Source organism: Oscillospiraceae bacterium (genome assembly GCA_025758045.1).
Classification (GTDB): Bacteria; Bacillota; Clostridia; order Oscillospirales; family Ruminococcaceae; genus Gemmiger.
In genome coordinates this window covers 2,716,879-2,731,355 of record CP107208.1, presented here as the reverse complement: position 1 = coordinate 2,731,355, position 14,477 = coordinate 2,716,879, and the positions used below count along the sequence as shown (strand labels likewise).

Genomic DNA, 14,477 nt, shown 5'->3' with positions numbered 1-14,477 from the left:
CCATGAAACTGATCAATATCGGCTTTGGCAATATGGTCAATGCAGACCGCGTCATTGGCATCGTCAGCCCGGATTCGGCACCTATCAAGCGCATGGTGCAGGATGCCCGCGAGAAGGGCGCTTTGATCGATGCTTCCTACGGCCGCAGGACCCAGGCGGTGCTTATCATGGACTCGGATCACATAATTTTGTCCGGCATCCCGCTGGAAAGTATTACCGGCCGCTTTGCCCAGGAAGAAGAAAGCTGAAAGGGAGTATAGAGTATGAAAGGTGAAAAGTATCTGTTTGTTGTCTCTGGCCCGTCCGGCACCGGCAAGGACACCGTCGTGGCAAGCCTGCTGAAAAAACACCCGGAGATCCAGCACACCGTCTCCGCCACCACCCGCACCCCGCGTGAGGGCGAGAAGGACGGCATCAACTACCATTTCATGACGGTAGCTGATTTCGAGGATCATCTGGCCCATGACCAGATTGTCGAGCACACCAAATACTGCGAAAATTACTACGGTACCCTGCGCAGCGAGATTGAGGGCCGCATGGCACTGGGCATCCCGGTGATTCTGGTCATCGAGGTCGAAGGCGCAGGCAACATCAAAAAAATGTACCCCGGTGCCACCACAATCTTTGTGCTGCCCCCGGATATGGAAGAACTGGAGCGCCGCCTGCGCAACCGCGGCACGGAAAATGAGGAGACCATCCAGCGCCGCTTAAAGCGTGCCGAGACCGAGATTGCCAACTCCGTCAACTACGACGAGCATGTGGTCAATGTCGAGGTCGACAGCTGCGCTGAGAGCATCTACTCCATCATCCAGTTCAAGCTTAAGCACGGCGCTGCCGAATGAGTTTGCAGATTGCCCAGGCGGCGGTAGACGATGCGACGATCCACTTTGATAAGCTGTATTCCTACTGCATCCCGCCGCGGTTAAACGATAAAGTCTGGCCCGGCAGCATGGTGTTAGTGCCCTTTGGCCGGGGAAATAAGCCCCGGATGGCGGTGGTGCTCTCGGTAGCGGCGCTGCCGGAGGACGCCGACACCCAAAAGCTGAAAACGCTGTACGATGCCGCCCCGGCGGAAGCTCGGCTGACGCCGGATCTGCTGGAACTGGTGCGATTTTTGAAAGATCGCACCTTCTGTACCTGGTTCGAGGCCGTCAAGGCGGTTATCCCATACGGTGCCCAGTACCGTGCTGCCGTGGAAAACGGACGCCCCGTGATGCAGAACCGGCTGTCCCGCTCGACCGAGCGACTTTACACGCTGGCAGGGGAGCTGCCCGCCAAGCCGAAGCCTGGTCCGCGTCAGCTGGCGGCGATGGAAGCGCTGAGCACCGGCCCCAAGACAGCCCGCCAGCTGGATGAGGCGGGCATCTCCAAGGCAACGCTGGACACCCTTTGCAAAAAGGGCGTGCTCACGGTGGCCGAGCAGGATAAGTCGCTGGATCTTTTCGCGGACATTCCGTTCGACCCGCAGCCACTGACCCTCTCCGAAGAACAGCAGAAAGCCTTTGCGACGCTGCTGCCGGACTTGGAGGACGGCAAGCCCCACGCAGCGCTGCTGCACGGCGTGACCGGCAGCGGTAAAACGGTGGTATTTTTAAAGCTCATCGAACGCACGCTGGAACTGGGCCGCCGCGCCCTGGTGTTGGTGCCGGAGATCAGCTTAACACCGCAGATGATCCGCCGCTTAAAATCCACCTTTGGCAGCCGCCTGGCGGTACAGCACTCGGCACTCAACAACACCGAGCGGCTGCTCCAGTGGCGGATGATCCAGCAGGGAAATGCCGACATCGTGGTCGGCACCCGTAGTGCGGTCTTCTCGCCGCTGCAAAATTTAGGGCTTATCATCGTGGATGAGGAGCAGGAACATACCTACCAGAGTGAATCTGCCCCCCGCTACGATGCCCACGACATCGCCAAAAAGCGCGCTGTCATGGAAAACGCCCTGCTGGTCTTTGCCTCGGCCACACCGTTGACCGAGACCTACCACGCCGCCCAAAGCGGCAAACTGAAACTTGTTACCCTCACCCAGCGCTACGGCGGCTGCCCGCTGCCCAGCGTGGATTTCATCGATATGCGCGCCGAGCTGACGGCAGGCAACCCCCGGGAGGTCAGCCGCCGCCTGGCACGCGAGCTGCAGGAAAATCTCGATAATGGGGAACAGAGCATCCTGCTCTTAAATCGCCGGGGCTACCGCACCATCGGCATGTGCACCGATTGCGGCCACGTGCTGAAATGCCCCAACTGCAGTGTGCCGCTGGTCTACCACAAACCCCAGCAGGCGCTGATGTGCCACCACTGCGGCCAAACGGTGCATCCGCTGCCGACGCTCTGCCCCGAGTGCGGCGGCAAGATCCACTACAGCGGCTTCGGCACCCAGCGCGTTGAGGAAGAACTGGCGGAACTTCTGCCCAGCGCCCGCATTTTGCGGATGGACCAGGACTCTACCGGCAAAAAAAACGCCCACGAAACGATGCTGGCCCAGTTTGCCCGGCACGAGTACGACATCCTGCTTGGCACCCAGATGGTGGCCAAGGGGCTGGACTTTGAAAAAGTTACACTCGTCGGTGTGCTGGGCATCGACTCGCTGCTGTTCGGGCAGGGCTTCCGCGCCTACGAGAGCGTGTTCAGCCTGGTCACGCAGGTCATCGGCCGCGGCGGCCGCGCTGCACTGCCCGGCCGCGCGCTGATACAAACAACCGTGCCGGACCACCCCGTTTTACAGCTGGCCGCCGCCCAGGATTACGAGGCTTACTACCGCGAGGAAATCACCTTCCGTAAGTTTGGCCTGTATCCGCCGTTCTGCGCGTTTTGCGTTATTGGCTTTGTGGGGGCGCAGGAGGGGGCCGTGCTCATCGCGGCCCAGCGTTTCGGCTCGCTGTTGGCGGAACGTGCCGCCCAGCGCCCCGGCCTGCCGCTGCGCATCTTAGGCCCGGCCCCCATGAACATTACGATGCTGAACGGAAAATTCCGTTATAAGCTGACGTTGAAATGCCGCAACGATACTGCGTTCCGCACCCTTTTGCGTGAAACGTTGGATGCTTACGCCAAAGAAAAACTGCCGCAGAAAGCTTCCGTGATCGTGGATTTCAACTCCGACGGTGATTTATAAAATAGAACGTATTGAAAACAATTTTGGAGGTATTACCCATGGCACTTCGCACCATTGTACAGGACGGAGACCCGATTCTGAAAAAAGTCTGCCGCCCCGTCACGAAATTTGATGACCGCCTCGGCACCCTGCTGGACGATATGAAAGAGACCCTGATCGCCGCCAACGGCCTGGGGCTGGCTGGCCCGCAGGTGGGCATGATGCGCCGCCTGTTCATCTGCCTGGATGACCGTGACCTGCCCGAGGAGGTCCCCGCTAACTACGAGTACAAGTTCATCGAGTTCATCAACCCAGAGATCCTTGAGCTGAGCGATGAGCAGGTGGAACTGTACGAGGGATGCCTGTCTTTCCCCGGCCATAACGGCGCTATCAAGCGCTCCAAGCATGTCAAGGTAAAGGCCCAGGACCGCCACGGTGAGTGGTTTGAGATGGAGGCTGACGATATGCTGGCCCGCTGCATCCAGCACGAGAACAACCATCTGGACGGCATCACCATCATGGACCTGGCCGAGCATTTCTACGAAGACGATTACCCCGAAGAAAACGAGGACTGATATCATGCGTATCCTGTTCATGGGCACCCCGGATATTGCCGCTGCCAGCCTGCAAGCCCTGCTGGACGCCGGGCACGAGGTCTGCGCGGTATTTACCCGCCGCGATAAGCCGGTGGGCCGCAAGCAGATCCTGACGGCCCCGCCGGTCAAACAGCTGGCGGTGGAGCGTGGAATCCCGGTCTATCAGCCCTGCACTTTGCGGGACGGTTCTTCGGATGACATCATCCAGGAGTTGGCCCCGGAGATCATCGTGGTGGTGGCCTACGGCTGCATCATCCCGCCGCAGCTGTTGCATGTAGCCAAGTACGGCTGCATCAACCTGCATGTGTCGCTGCTACCCAAATACCGCGGCTCGGCACCTATCCAGTGGGCGGTGCTCAACGGTGACTCCGGGACCGGCGTTTCTATCATGCAGCTGGACGAAGGGCTGGATACCGGTGACGTGCTGATGGTCGAGCCGGTTGACATCGACCCCGAGGAGACCAGCGGTGAGCTGTTTGACCGCGTCAGCGCTGTCGGTGCCAAAACACTGGTCACGGCGCTGGAAAAGATCCCCGCCGGCGAGCTGAAACTCCAAAAGCAGGATGACGCCCAGGCCACGCTGGCCCCGCCGCTGACCAAGGAGATGGCACAGTTCCATTTCACCGAAGACGCAGCCCACATCCACAACTGGGTGCGTGGTATGAACCCCTGGCCGGTGGCTTGGTTTGCGCATGAGGGCAAGCGCATCAAGGTACAGGAAAGCCGCCTGGCGGAGAACCCGCAGAATGCGGCCCCCGGCACCGTGCTGGCCCTTAAGCCCTTGACCATTGCCGCCGCAAACGGCGCAGTGGCTCTGCTGACCGTTACGCCTGAGGGCGGCAAGCCGATGGCTGGCACCGCCTGGGCCGCCGGTAGGCGCTTAAAAGCGGGGGACCGCCTGTGACGCCCCGCCGCCTGGCCGTGAAGGCATTGATCCACCAGGAACAGGCCGGTTACGCCAACCTGGTGCTGGATGCCGAACTAAAAAAGTGTGACCCGCCCATGAACACCCGCGACGCCGCCTTTGCGGCCCGCATCTTTTACACCACGCTGGAGCGCCTGCCGCTGCTGGACTATACAATCGACCGCTACACCAAAAAGCCGGTCGCCAAACTGGACGCCCCGGTGCGTGCCGTGCTACGCAGCGGGTTGGCCCAGGCCAAGTATATGCAGGTGCCCATGTCGGCGGCGGTGAATGAATCCGTCCGACTGACGAAAGCCCTCGGCAAAAGCAGCGCCGCCGGTATGGTCAATGCCGTACTGCGCAAGGCCGTTGTGACCGAGGTACACGAGGACGATTTTGCCAACCCACTGCAGCGCTTGGGCACCTATTACTGCCTGTCACCCGCGGTGGCAAAGCTGCTGTATAACCAGTACGGTGAAGAAGCCTTCGCAATGGCCGGCGTATTTTATGAGCGCCCGGCTACGGCCATCCGCGTCAACACCCTGCGCACCACCGACGAAGAGCTGACCGATTTGCTGCACACCGAGGGCCACAGCGTCCGGCCCGGCCCATGGCCCCATGCGCTGCTGGTGGAGTTCAACGGCTCGCCCGCCGCAAGCCGGGCCTTTGCCAGGGGGCTTTTCCACGTGCAGGGCTTGGCCAGCCAGTTTGCTGCCCTCTGTGTGGGGGCACAGCCTGGCCAGAAAGTAGCGGACCTTTGTGCCGCGCCCGGAGGCAAAAGCCTGACGCTGGCCGAGTGCATGCAGAATCAAGGGAAACTAATCAGTGGCGAGTATGTGGAATCCCGCGTGCCGCTGCTGCGCAAAGCCTTTGCCCGTTGCGGTGTCACCTGTGCCAAAGCCGTGCAGAACGACGCTGCCCAGCTCCGCAGCGATTGGGGCAAATTCGACCGCATCCTGTGCGATGTGCCGTGTTCGGGTTTGGGCGTCATAGCCAAAAAGCCGGACATTCGCTATAAAGATTTGGACGGGATAGAGAATTTGCTGCTAAGCCAGCAGAAGATCCTGCAAAATGGCGCAGATTTACTTGCCGAAAACGGCCGATTGGTGTATTCTACCTGTACAGTCAATCGTGATGAAAACGAGGAACAGGTGAAAACCTTCCTCGAAAACAACCCGCGTTTCCACGTGGCTGTCCCCGCCTTGCAACTGCCTGGCATGCAGCAGGGCGAATATGGCACACTGTTTTTGCCGCATAAAACGGCCACTGACGGATTTTTTGCCGCTATTTTGGAAACAGAAAGTACACAATGATCGTTTATAATAGTAAAGAAGGGAGGAACGCAGCATGAGCGAAGCAACGAAGATTTGCTTATCCGATTTTACGCTGGACGCGCTGACCGCGTATCTTGTCAGCCTGGGCCAGCCGAAATTCCGCGCCAAGCAGATTTTTAAATGGCTGCACCAGAAGCTTGTGACGGATTTTTCCCAGATGACCGACCAGCCCAAGACCCTGCTGGCACAACTTGCGGAAAATTGCACCATCGCAGCGCCCACCATCCGCCGCCGCCAGCAATCCAAGGACGGTACGGTCAAATATCTGCTGCAATTGGCCGACGGCAACTGCATCGAGACGGTTTTGATGCGCTACAAGTATGGCAACACGGTCTGCGTGTCCACCCAGGTGGGCTGCGCCATGGGCTGCCGCTTCTGCGCCTCTACCCAGGCAGGCCGCGTGCGGGATTTGACCGCGGGCGAGATTGCCTCAGAAATTTACACCGCACAGAAGGACTCCGGAGAGCGGGTCTCTCACATCGTTTTAATGGGCATCGGTGAACCGCTGCACAATTTTAACAATGTGATGGACTTTTTGGAGATCATCTCCTGTCCGGAGGGGGTCAACATCGGCATGCGCAACATCAGCCTGTCCACCTGCGGCCTGGTGCCCAAGATCGACGAGCTGGCCAAGCGCCATTTGCAGCTGACGCTTTCGGTCTCGCTGCATGCGCCGGATAACGTGACCCGCTCCGGCATGATGCCTGTCAACGATGCGTTCCCGCTGGAGCAGCTGATCCCGGCCTGCCGCCGCTACCAGAAGGAGACCGGTCGCCGCATCAGCTTTGAGTATTCGATGGTGCGCGGCGTCAACGACAGCGATGAGATGGCCCAAAAGCTGGCCAACCTTATTAAAGGCATGGGCGCCCATGTGAACCTGATTCCCATCAACCCCGTGGACGGCAGCCCGTACTCCGCTACGGACGACGCCAACGTGCACCGCTTCCAGCAAAAGCTGGAAAGCCTGGGCGTGAACGCCACGGTGCGCCGCCGCTTGGGCACGGACATCAGTGCCGCTTGCGGCCAGCTGCGCCGCGAGGATGCCCAGCAGGCCGAAAATTGCTGAAAACTACGGAAAGGAACCAACCTGAATGAAGATTGCCGCAATTACTGACATCGGCAGCTGCCGCCAGGAAAACCAGGATAACTACTGCGCGCAGCAGCTGCCGGGCGGTACCGCCTGGGGCATTGTCTGCGATGGTATGGGTGGCGTCAATGGCGGGCGTATCGCCGCGCACATTGCCACCGATACGATGCAGCAGTATTTTGCCCGTCAGATGCGCTCCCTGCAGCCGGGCGGCGAGAAAAGCTTTATCATGCGCGGGTTTGATATTACCAACCGCGCCGTGTATGAAAAAGCCACCTCGGACCCTGAGATGATGGGCATGGGTACGACCGGCGTTTGTGCGTATGCCGGCGGGGGGCTGGCGCATGTGGTCCATGCGGGCGACTCCCGCGCGTATCTTTTCCACGAGGGCGAGATGCGTCAGATCACGCGGGACCACTCAATGGTCCAGCAGTTGGTGGACAGCGGTAAGATCACTCGGGAGCAGGCGGCCCAGCACCCCAAAAAGAACCTAATCACCCGGGCGTTGGGCGTTTCGGCCAATATCGTGCCGGAATATAACCGCTGCGAGATCGAAGTCGGCGACATTTTGCTGCTGTGCAGTGATGGCCTGACCAACATGATCTCGGATGAAGAGATTGCACTGGTGCTGCGGGAGGTCCCGTTCTTTGAGGCCCCCAGCATCTTAGTAGATAGAGCTTTGCAGGCCGGTGGGCAGGATAACATCACCGTGCTGCTGATGGGCGTGGAAATTACGGAGGTCAATCATGGATAATCTCATTGGAAAGCGGCTGGACGGACGGTATCAGATCGAAAGTCTGGTCGGCATGGGCGGCATGGCCAACGTCTACCGCGGCACCGATACCAGGACCGGCAATGCCATCGCCGTTAAGGTATTGAAAGAGGAATTCCTGGATAACGAGGAGCTGGTCCGCCGCTTCAAAAACGAGTCCAAGGCTATTTCCATCTTGAATCACCCCAACATCGTAAAGGTTTACGATGTATCCGTGACGGACCGTCTGCAGTATATTGTCATGGAATATGTGGACGGCATCACGCTGAAGGAGTACCTTAAGCAGCGCGGCGGCGCCCTGACCTGGAAAGAAACTGTACACTTTGCCACCCAGGTGCTCAGCGCTTTGCAGCATGCCCACTCCAAGGGCATCATTCACCGCGATGTAAAGCCGCAGAACATCATGCTGCTGGCAGACGGATCGATTAAAATGATGGACTTCGGCATTGCGCGCTTCTCTCGTGCGCAGAGCCAGACCGTCAGCGATAAGGCCATTGGCTCGGTGCATTATATCAGCCCCGAGCAGGCCAAGGGCGATAAGACCGACGCCCGCACCGACATCTACTCAGTGGGCGTTATGCTGTACGAGATGCTCTCCGGCAAGCTGCCTTTTGACGGCGATGGTGCTGTGTCCATCGCCATCATGCAGATCTCCGATAAGGCAAAGCCTTTGGCGCAGGTGGCCCCCAACGTGCCCGAAGCCCTGTGCCAGATCACCGAAAAAGCCATGGAAAAGGACCCGGCCAACCGCTACCAGAGCGCCCAGGAAATGCTGGAAGCCATCGAGGCTTTCAAACGCAACCCCTCGGCCCGCTTTGCGTATGAGTACCGCAACACCCAGGACAACCCGGAAAGGAATATCAACCGCGTGGTAAACAGCACAAAACCTGCCGCAAAATCGGCGGCTGGAACCAAGGCAGCGGCTAAGTCCGGCAGCAATATCCGCACCGAAGAAGCCCGTCGTGTGGGCACCCAGAACCCCGGCCGCGGCAAAAAGAATAAGAAGAAAAAAGGCCAGAAGCCTTTCTCTCTGCTACCCATTTTCTTTGGCATGGCGGTCGCCTTTGTCATCGGTGCCGCTATCCTGATCTATTTGATCTTCACCAACTCCAGCAACCTGCTTTTCTCCAACCGTAACGACGTCACCCTCATCAGCTTCATCGGCATGACCGAGGATGAGTTCCGCGCTTCGGAGTATAATTCTCTGCTGAAATTGCAGAAAGAGGAAGAATATTCCGACGAGCCCGCCGGCACCATCGTCAAGCAGAACCCCAAGGCCGGCCGTACTGTCAAGGAGGGCCAGAAGATCACCTTGACCGTGAGCCTGGGCACCCAGTATATTACGATCCCCGAGACGAAAAACATGGTGGCTGAGGATGCCGAGCAGACCCTGAAAGACATGGGCCTGCGCGTAACCAAAAAGCCGATGGTGGACGCCACCGTCGCCCCCGGCGCGGTCATCTACACCCAGCCTGCTGCCGGTGAGACCGTCACCGGTGACTCGATGGTCATCGTCTACGTCAGCCGCCAGGACAAGAACAAGACCCAGCCTGTGCCCAGCCTGACCGGTCGTATGCTCGAAGATGCCCGCAACGAGATCAAGGGCAAGTTCTCGGTCCGCGTGGTCGAGCAGGCCAGCGAACAGCCAGCCGGTACCGTTTTGAGCCAGAGCCCGGCCGCCGGTTCCGAGGCCCGCATCACATCGGCTATCACGCTGGTGGTCTCCACCGGTGTGCCTGAAGTCGTCAAAACGCCTACCGATAACGGCGGCGGAGATGAGGGCGGCAATGCGATCGAAGAGAGCTGGTGGTCCAGCTCGGATGGCGCACACCAGATCCACCAGCTGACCGATGGCACGATGTGGAATGAGAACGGCCAGCAGTGCGACGCTCAGGGCAACCCGCTTTGATGGGGAACGCTATGAACTATATCACAAAAGGCATCGGCGGATTTTACTACGTAAAAACGCCGGATGGCATCAAAGAATGCAAGGCGCGCGGCATCTTCCGTAAAAGCGGCATCAAGCCGGTGGCAGGCGATTGGGTAGCGCTTTCCCCGGACGGCACGGTCATCGACGAGATCAGGCCTCGCAAAAACGTGTTTGTGCGCCCGCCTATTGCAAATTTGGATGTGCTGTTCATTGTGGCAAGCACCGTGCAGCCTGTGCCCAGTACCCTGGTGCTGGACCAGCTGGCAGCGGCTGCCATTTATAAAGAGGTACAGCCGATTCTGGTCGTGACCAAGGCTGACCTTGGCGCGGCGGATACGCTGGTGCAGGCCTACAAAACCAGTGGCATCCCGCTGGTGCAGCTGAACTACGAGACCGGCGAGGGCCTTGACGAAATCAAGGCGCAGATCAAAGATCATCTCTGTGCTTTCTGCGGCAACTCTGGCGTGGGTAAGTCTACACTGCTGAACGCTCTGGCGCCTGAATTGCAGCGGGAGACCGGCTCCATCAGCCAAAAGCTGGGCCGCGGCCGCCATACCACCCGCGAGGTGGAGATATTTGAAATCTGCGGCGGCCGTTTGGCCGACACGCCGGGCTTTGCCAGTCTGGAAGCCCAGAAGCTCTGCCGCATCCCCAAAGAGGACATCCAGCACACCTTCCCGGAGTTTGAGCCTTACTTTGGGCAGTGCCGCTTCACCGGCTGCTCGCACCGTGCCGAGACCGACTGCGCGGTGCGACAGGCAGTTGAGGAAGGCAAAATCAGCAAAACGCGCTATGCCAGCTACCTTGCCATGTACGAGGAAGCCAGCGCCAGGAAAGAATGGGAAAAATAATGAAACACGCGATCCTGCTTTCGGCCGTGCCGGTCGATGCAGCTATGAAGCGCTACTGCCGCCCCGGCAGCTTTGTAGTAGCCTGCGATGCCGGCTACCGCAATTCCGATTGCCTGGGTGTGCGCCCGAATCTGATCGTGGGGGATTTTGATTCAGCCCCGCAGCCTGATACCGACAGTGATACCATTGTGCTGCCACACGTCAAAGATGACACCGACACCCACTACGCCGCCAAATGGCTTCTGGAAAACGGCTATACCCAGGTCACCATGCTGGGCGCCTTGGGCGGTGCCCGGCTGGAGCATACGATTGCCAACCTTTCCACTGGCCTGTTTTTAGCTGAGCATGGCGTGGACGTAGTGCTGGCAGATACCGCCAGCGAGATCCATTATCTTGTCCCCGGTAAAGACCTTACCTTGCAGCGCGGCGAATGGCAGTATCTCTCGGTGTTCCCGTGGGATGGCAAGCTGATCGGCGTGGACATTGAGGGGGCGTATTACCCCCTGCACGGTGCAGAACTCGTGCCGGATTATCCTCTTGGTGTCAGCAACGAGTTTGTAGAACCCACCGTTACCCTGCGTTGCCAGGCAGGCCATGGCATCGTTGTGCTGACCCGCGCCGATTAAAGGCACACATCCCATACCGCTGCCATAGTATGGTTTATACAGTAAATCCCAGGGAAGGGAGGTGTAAGCCGTGCATGTAGTGGTGGTACGTTGTCCCCGCGCGCTGCGCTGGCTGCTCCGCGCAGCTTTCAAAGTGTAAAATATCCTATGCCTCTGCCCGTTGAGCAGGGGCTATTTTTTTACCCTGCCGCATATACATGCACAAGAATACCAAACGGAAAGGGGTAACCAGCATGGAACTGAAGGTGTTTAAGGACACCCTTGCAGCATACGGCGGGCGGTGGGAGACACGGCAGGAACTGCCGGTGGAAACGGAAATTTTGATTCCGGATTATCAGCCGGCTGTTTTTAAGATCGTCAAATGCCTGATGCAGCCGGTGGTACTGCAAAACCGGGTAGCTAGCGGGCGCTGGCACTGCGAGGGGTATCTGCGCTGCACCGTGTATTATCAAAGCGATGAGCCCGGCTGCCGACTGTACCGCACCGAGCAGAAATTTGCCTTTGAAAAATCGGTCGAGCTCCCGGACGCTGCCTTTGCCGAAGGCCCGGCCCAGGTCTGGGGCGAGCAGGAATACTGCAACTGCCGCGCCGTCAGTGAGCATCGCATCGACCTGCGCGGGGCGTACATCCTGTGTGCCGCAGCGCTGATGGTCAGGAATTGCGAGCTGCTGACCTCGCTGGCCGATTGCGGCATTGAGCAGCGCACACAAGAGCTATCCGGCCTGACCCGCGTGGCCGCCGAGGAAAAGGCCCTGACCAGTGAGATCAACCTGCCGCTGCCGGGCACAGGGGAGTCCATCCTGGATATCGGCGGCAGCTTTACCCTGACCAGCCTGACCATGCAGACCGGGCAGGCCAGCTGCCAGGGCATTTTGCAGGTGCAAGTTTGCTGCCAGCCGTCGGAAAGCGAAGCGCTGGATGTCCGCACCAAAGAGATGACGGTTCAACAGACCGTCGACCTTCCCGGAGCAGCCGAGAGCGACCAGTGCATCGCCTGGGGCGAACTGCTGCACTGCACCCTGCGCACAGAGGATGGTGCGGCGGATGCAAGCCTATCGGTTACATGGAAACTGCACCTGGAACTGTGGCGGCTCGCTGCCCACACCGTGGTGGCGGACGCATACTCGACCCTTTGCCAGGCACAGACCGTGCAGACCGTCTGCAAGCTGCTGCAAAGGACCACCGACCTGAACGGCCATCTGTCCGTGACCGTAGAGGATGACCTGCCCACGCCCGACGCCGAAGTGCGCGGCTGCTTTGTCACGCTGGAAGCGCCGGTGCAGATTCCTGAGGAAGCAGCCAGCAAAGAAAAAGCAGGAGAGACCCGCTGGGAACTGCAGGGCAAAGGCACGGCCCATGTGTTGTGTGCCGACAGCCGCGGCGAACTGACCTGTTACGATAAAGCTTTTACCTGGCAGCCGGAAGGCAGCTGGCAGGGAAGTCCCGGCGATGCTTACCCCTGCCTGCATGCCGATGTGACCCGTCTGACCAGCGGCAAAAGCGGTACGCGGCTGCGCGTAGAAATTGAGCTGAGCATAACCGGCTCCATGCTGCAGGCCCAGGCCCAGCAGGCTTTAAGTGAGGTGGATCTGGGAGAAGAATTTACCGATGGCACAGATGGCCCGGCGCTGTACCTGTACTATGCGCAGGAAGGGGAGCGCATCTTTGATATTGCCAAGCGCTACCACGCCCGCGCTAAAGACTTGGCCGCCGCCAACCACTTGGAGACCGGCGGCACCGCACCCCAGGACCTGACCACCGAGAGCACCTGCCTGCTGATTCCCGCCGCTTTGTAAAGGAGGAAACACCGTGACGCAAGAACAAATCTACCAGAATATTGCGCGCCGGACCGGCGGCGATATTTATATTGGCGTGGTGGGGCCGGTGCGCACAGGCAAAAGCACCTTTATCAAGCGCTTCTCCGAGCTGCTTTTGCTGCCGCATATCCAAAACGAAGCCCAGCGTGCCCGCGCCAACGATGAACTGCCCCAAAGCGCCGCAGGCCGCACCATCATGACCACCGAGCCGAAGTTCATCCCGGAGAAGGCGGTCAATATCGAGCTTTCCGGCGGCGGCAGCTTCTGGGCACGGCTTATCGACTGTGTGGGCTACATGGTGGACGGTGCCCTCGGCCATGAGGAACAGGACGCCCCCCGCCTGGTGAAAAGCCCCTGGTTTGACCACGAGGTGCCCTTTGACCTGGCGGCCGAGACCGGCACACGGCGCGTTATCCGTGAGCATGCAACCGTGGGCGTCGTTGTCACCACCGACGGCAGCGTGGCCGACCTGCCGCGGGAAAACTACTGCGAGGCCGAGCGCCGCATCATCGCCGAACTGGAGGCCATCGGTAAGCCCTACGTCATTTTGCTGAACTGTACTGACCCGGACAGTGATGCCGCCCACCAGCTGGCCGCCCAATTGCAGGATACCTACCAGCGGGCGGTCGTGCCCATCAACTGCGTAGCAATGACTGCCGAAGCGCTGGACGGCATTTTGCAGCGGCTTTTGTATGAGTTCCCGATTCGAGAAATCGCCGTGCAGATGCCCAGCTGGGTCATGATGCTGGAATCCGGCCATTGGCTGCAAAGCGCCGTATACACTGCCATGCTGAAATTTGCCGGCTCTGTGCACAAAATGGCCGATATTGCAGGCAAAAATCTGCCGTTGGAATGTGAGTACATCACCAAAACTATACTGACCGGCATGGACCTTGCCAGCGGTTCGGTGCACATTACGGCAATGATTGCGCCTGATATTTTTTACAAAATTTTGGGTGAGCAGACCGGGCTTTCCATCGTGGATGAAGCCAGCCTACTGCCCTGTGTGGTCAGCCTGGCCAAGGCAAAGCGCGCCTACGATAAGATCAAATCGGCCCTTGACCAGGTGGAAGCCACCGGCTACGGCATTGTGATGCCGGGTATCGAAGAGCTGACGCTGGAAGAGCCGGAGATCGTGCGCCAGGGCGGGCAGTACGGCGTGCGGCTCTCCGCCAGCGCACCCAGTTTGCACATTATGCGGGCCAACATCCACACTGAACTTTCCCCCACGGTGGGCAGTGAGCAGCAGGGGGAAGAACTCATCAAGAGCCTGCTGGCAGATTTCGAGACCGACCCCGGCAAACTGTGGAACACTAACATCTTTGGCAAAAGCCTGAACGAATTGGTCAGCGAGGGAGTGCAGGCCAAGCTGCTGCATATGCCGCAGGAGGCACGCAGCCGCCTGCAATCTACGTTGGAACGCATTATCAATGAGGGATGCGACGGCCTGATCTGCATCCTGTTGTAAAGGGGGC

Annotated in this window: 13 protein-coding genes; all 13 read left to right on the top strand. The window is 59.2% G+C overall.

The genetic code is table 11. From position 1 onward, the window contains the following. Positions 1 to 2: 2 nt before the first annotated feature. The 13 genes from OGM81_12795 (at position 3) to spoIVA (ending at position 14,470) form a co-directional block, all read left to right on the top strand. Positions 3 to 248: a DUF370 domain-containing protein gene (locus OGM81_12795; GenBank protein UYJ43191.1), complete on the top strand. Its 246-nt coding sequence runs from the start codon at positions 3 to 5 to the stop codon at positions 246 to 248. A 15-nt stretch (positions 249 to 263) separates the two neighbouring features. Next, entirely contained in the window at positions 264 to 842 is a 579-nt protein-coding gene (gmk, locus tag OGM81_12790) for a guanylate kinase (protein ID UYJ43190.1), read from the top strand. Further along, positions 839 to 3,106 carry a primosomal protein N' gene (gene priA, locus OGM81_12785; GenBank protein ID UYJ43189.1) on the top strand — a complete coding sequence of 756 codons (2,268 nt, stop codon included), beginning with the start codon at positions 839 to 841 and terminating at the stop codon, positions 3,104 to 3,106. Before gmk ends, priA begins: the two co-directional genes overlap by 4 nt. Positions 3,107 to 3,144: 38 nt before the next feature. Further along, a complete protein-coding gene (gene def, locus OGM81_12780; GenBank protein UYJ43188.1) occupies positions 3,145 to 3,660 on the top strand; it encodes a peptide deformylase in 516 nt (171 codons plus the stop codon). Positions 3,661 to 3,664: 4 nt separating this feature from the next. Next, on the top strand, positions 3,665 to 4,585 hold the full coding sequence (gene fmt / locus OGM81_12775; GenBank protein UYJ43187.1) for a methionyl-tRNA formyltransferase: 921 nt from the start codon (positions 3,665 to 3,667) through the stop codon (positions 4,583 to 4,585). Beyond that, positions 4,582 to 5,898 (top strand): 16S rRNA (cytosine(967)-C(5))-methyltransferase RsmB, encoded by a 1,317-nt coding sequence (gene rsmB, locus OGM81_12770; GenBank protein UYJ43186.1) that lies wholly within the window; start codon positions 4,582 to 4,584, stop codon positions 5,896 to 5,898. The genes fmt and rsmB overlap by 4 nt, the downstream gene beginning before the upstream one ends. Before the next feature lie 34 nt (positions 5,899 to 5,932). Further along, positions 5,933 to 6,985 carry a 23S rRNA (adenine(2503)-C(2))-methyltransferase RlmN gene (gene rlmN / locus OGM81_12765; protein UYJ43185.1) on the top strand — a complete coding sequence of 351 codons (1,053 nt, stop codon included), beginning with the start codon at positions 5,933 to 5,935 and terminating at the stop codon, positions 6,983 to 6,985. Positions 6,986 to 7,010: 25 nt separating this feature from the next. Then, entirely contained in the window at positions 7,011 to 7,760 is a 750-nt protein-coding gene (locus tag OGM81_12760) for a Stp1/IreP family PP2C-type Ser/Thr phosphatase (GenBank protein ID UYJ43184.1), read from the top strand. Continuing rightward, complete coding sequence (gene pknB / locus OGM81_12755; protein ID UYJ43183.1) at positions 7,753 to 9,687, top strand: Stk1 family PASTA domain-containing Ser/Thr kinase; 1,935 nt, start codon at positions 7,753 to 7,755, stop codon at positions 9,685 to 9,687. Before OGM81_12760 ends, pknB begins: the two co-directional genes overlap by 8 nt. 11 nt (positions 9,688 to 9,698) lie before the next feature. Beyond that, complete coding sequence (gene rsgA, locus OGM81_12750) at positions 9,699 to 10,559, top strand: ribosome small subunit-dependent GTPase A (protein ID UYJ43182.1); 861 nt, start codon at positions 9,699 to 9,701, stop codon at positions 10,557 to 10,559. Then, entirely contained in the window at positions 10,559 to 11,185 is a 627-nt protein-coding gene (locus OGM81_12745) for a thiamine diphosphokinase (GenBank protein ID UYJ43181.1), read from the top strand. Before rsgA ends, OGM81_12745 begins: the two co-directional genes overlap by 1 nt. A gap of 233 nt (positions 11,186 to 11,418) precedes the next feature. After that, positions 11,419 to 12,981, top strand: coding sequence for a DUF3794 domain-containing protein (locus OGM81_12740; GenBank protein UYJ43180.1), 1,563 nt, complete (start codon positions 11,419 to 11,421; stop codon positions 12,979 to 12,981). Between the two features lie 13 nt (positions 12,982 to 12,994). Then, positions 12,995 to 14,470 (top strand): stage IV sporulation protein A, encoded by a 1,476-nt coding sequence (spoIVA, locus tag OGM81_12735; GenBank protein UYJ43179.1) that lies wholly within the window; start codon positions 12,995 to 12,997, stop codon positions 14,468 to 14,470. The last annotated feature ends 7 nt before the right edge of the window (positions 14,471 to 14,477 follow it).

Coding starts and splice junctions, on each gene's coding strand:
- OGM81_12795 (UYJ43191.1), top strand. CDS start 3: ATGAAACTGATCAATATCGGCTTTGGCAATATGGTCAATGCAGACCGC.
- gmk (UYJ43190.1), top strand. CDS start 264: ATGAAAGGTGAAAAGTATCTGTTTGTTGTCTCTGGCCCGTCCGGCACC.
- priA (UYJ43189.1), top strand. CDS start 839: ATGAGTTTGCAGATTGCCCAGGCGGCGGTAGACGATGCGACGATCCAC.
- def (UYJ43188.1), top strand. CDS start 3,145: ATGGCACTTCGCACCATTGTACAGGACGGAGACCCGATTCTGAAAAAA.
- fmt (UYJ43187.1), top strand. CDS start 3,665: ATGCGTATCCTGTTCATGGGCACCCCGGATATTGCCGCTGCCAGCCTG.
- rlmN (UYJ43185.1), top strand. CDS start 5,933: ATGAGCGAAGCAACGAAGATTTGCTTATCCGATTTTACGCTGGACGCG.
- OGM81_12760 (UYJ43184.1), top strand. CDS start 7,011: ATGAAGATTGCCGCAATTACTGACATCGGCAGCTGCCGCCAGGAAAAC.
- pknB (UYJ43183.1), top strand. CDS start 7,753: ATGGATAATCTCATTGGAAAGCGGCTGGACGGACGGTATCAGATCGAA.
- rsgA (UYJ43182.1), top strand. CDS start 9,699: ATGAACTATATCACAAAAGGCATCGGCGGATTTTACTACGTAAAAACG.
- OGM81_12745 (UYJ43181.1), top strand. CDS start 10,559: ATGAAACACGCGATCCTGCTTTCGGCCGTGCCGGTCGATGCAGCTATG.
- OGM81_12740 (UYJ43180.1), top strand. CDS start 11,419: ATGGAACTGAAGGTGTTTAAGGACACCCTTGCAGCATACGGCGGGCGG.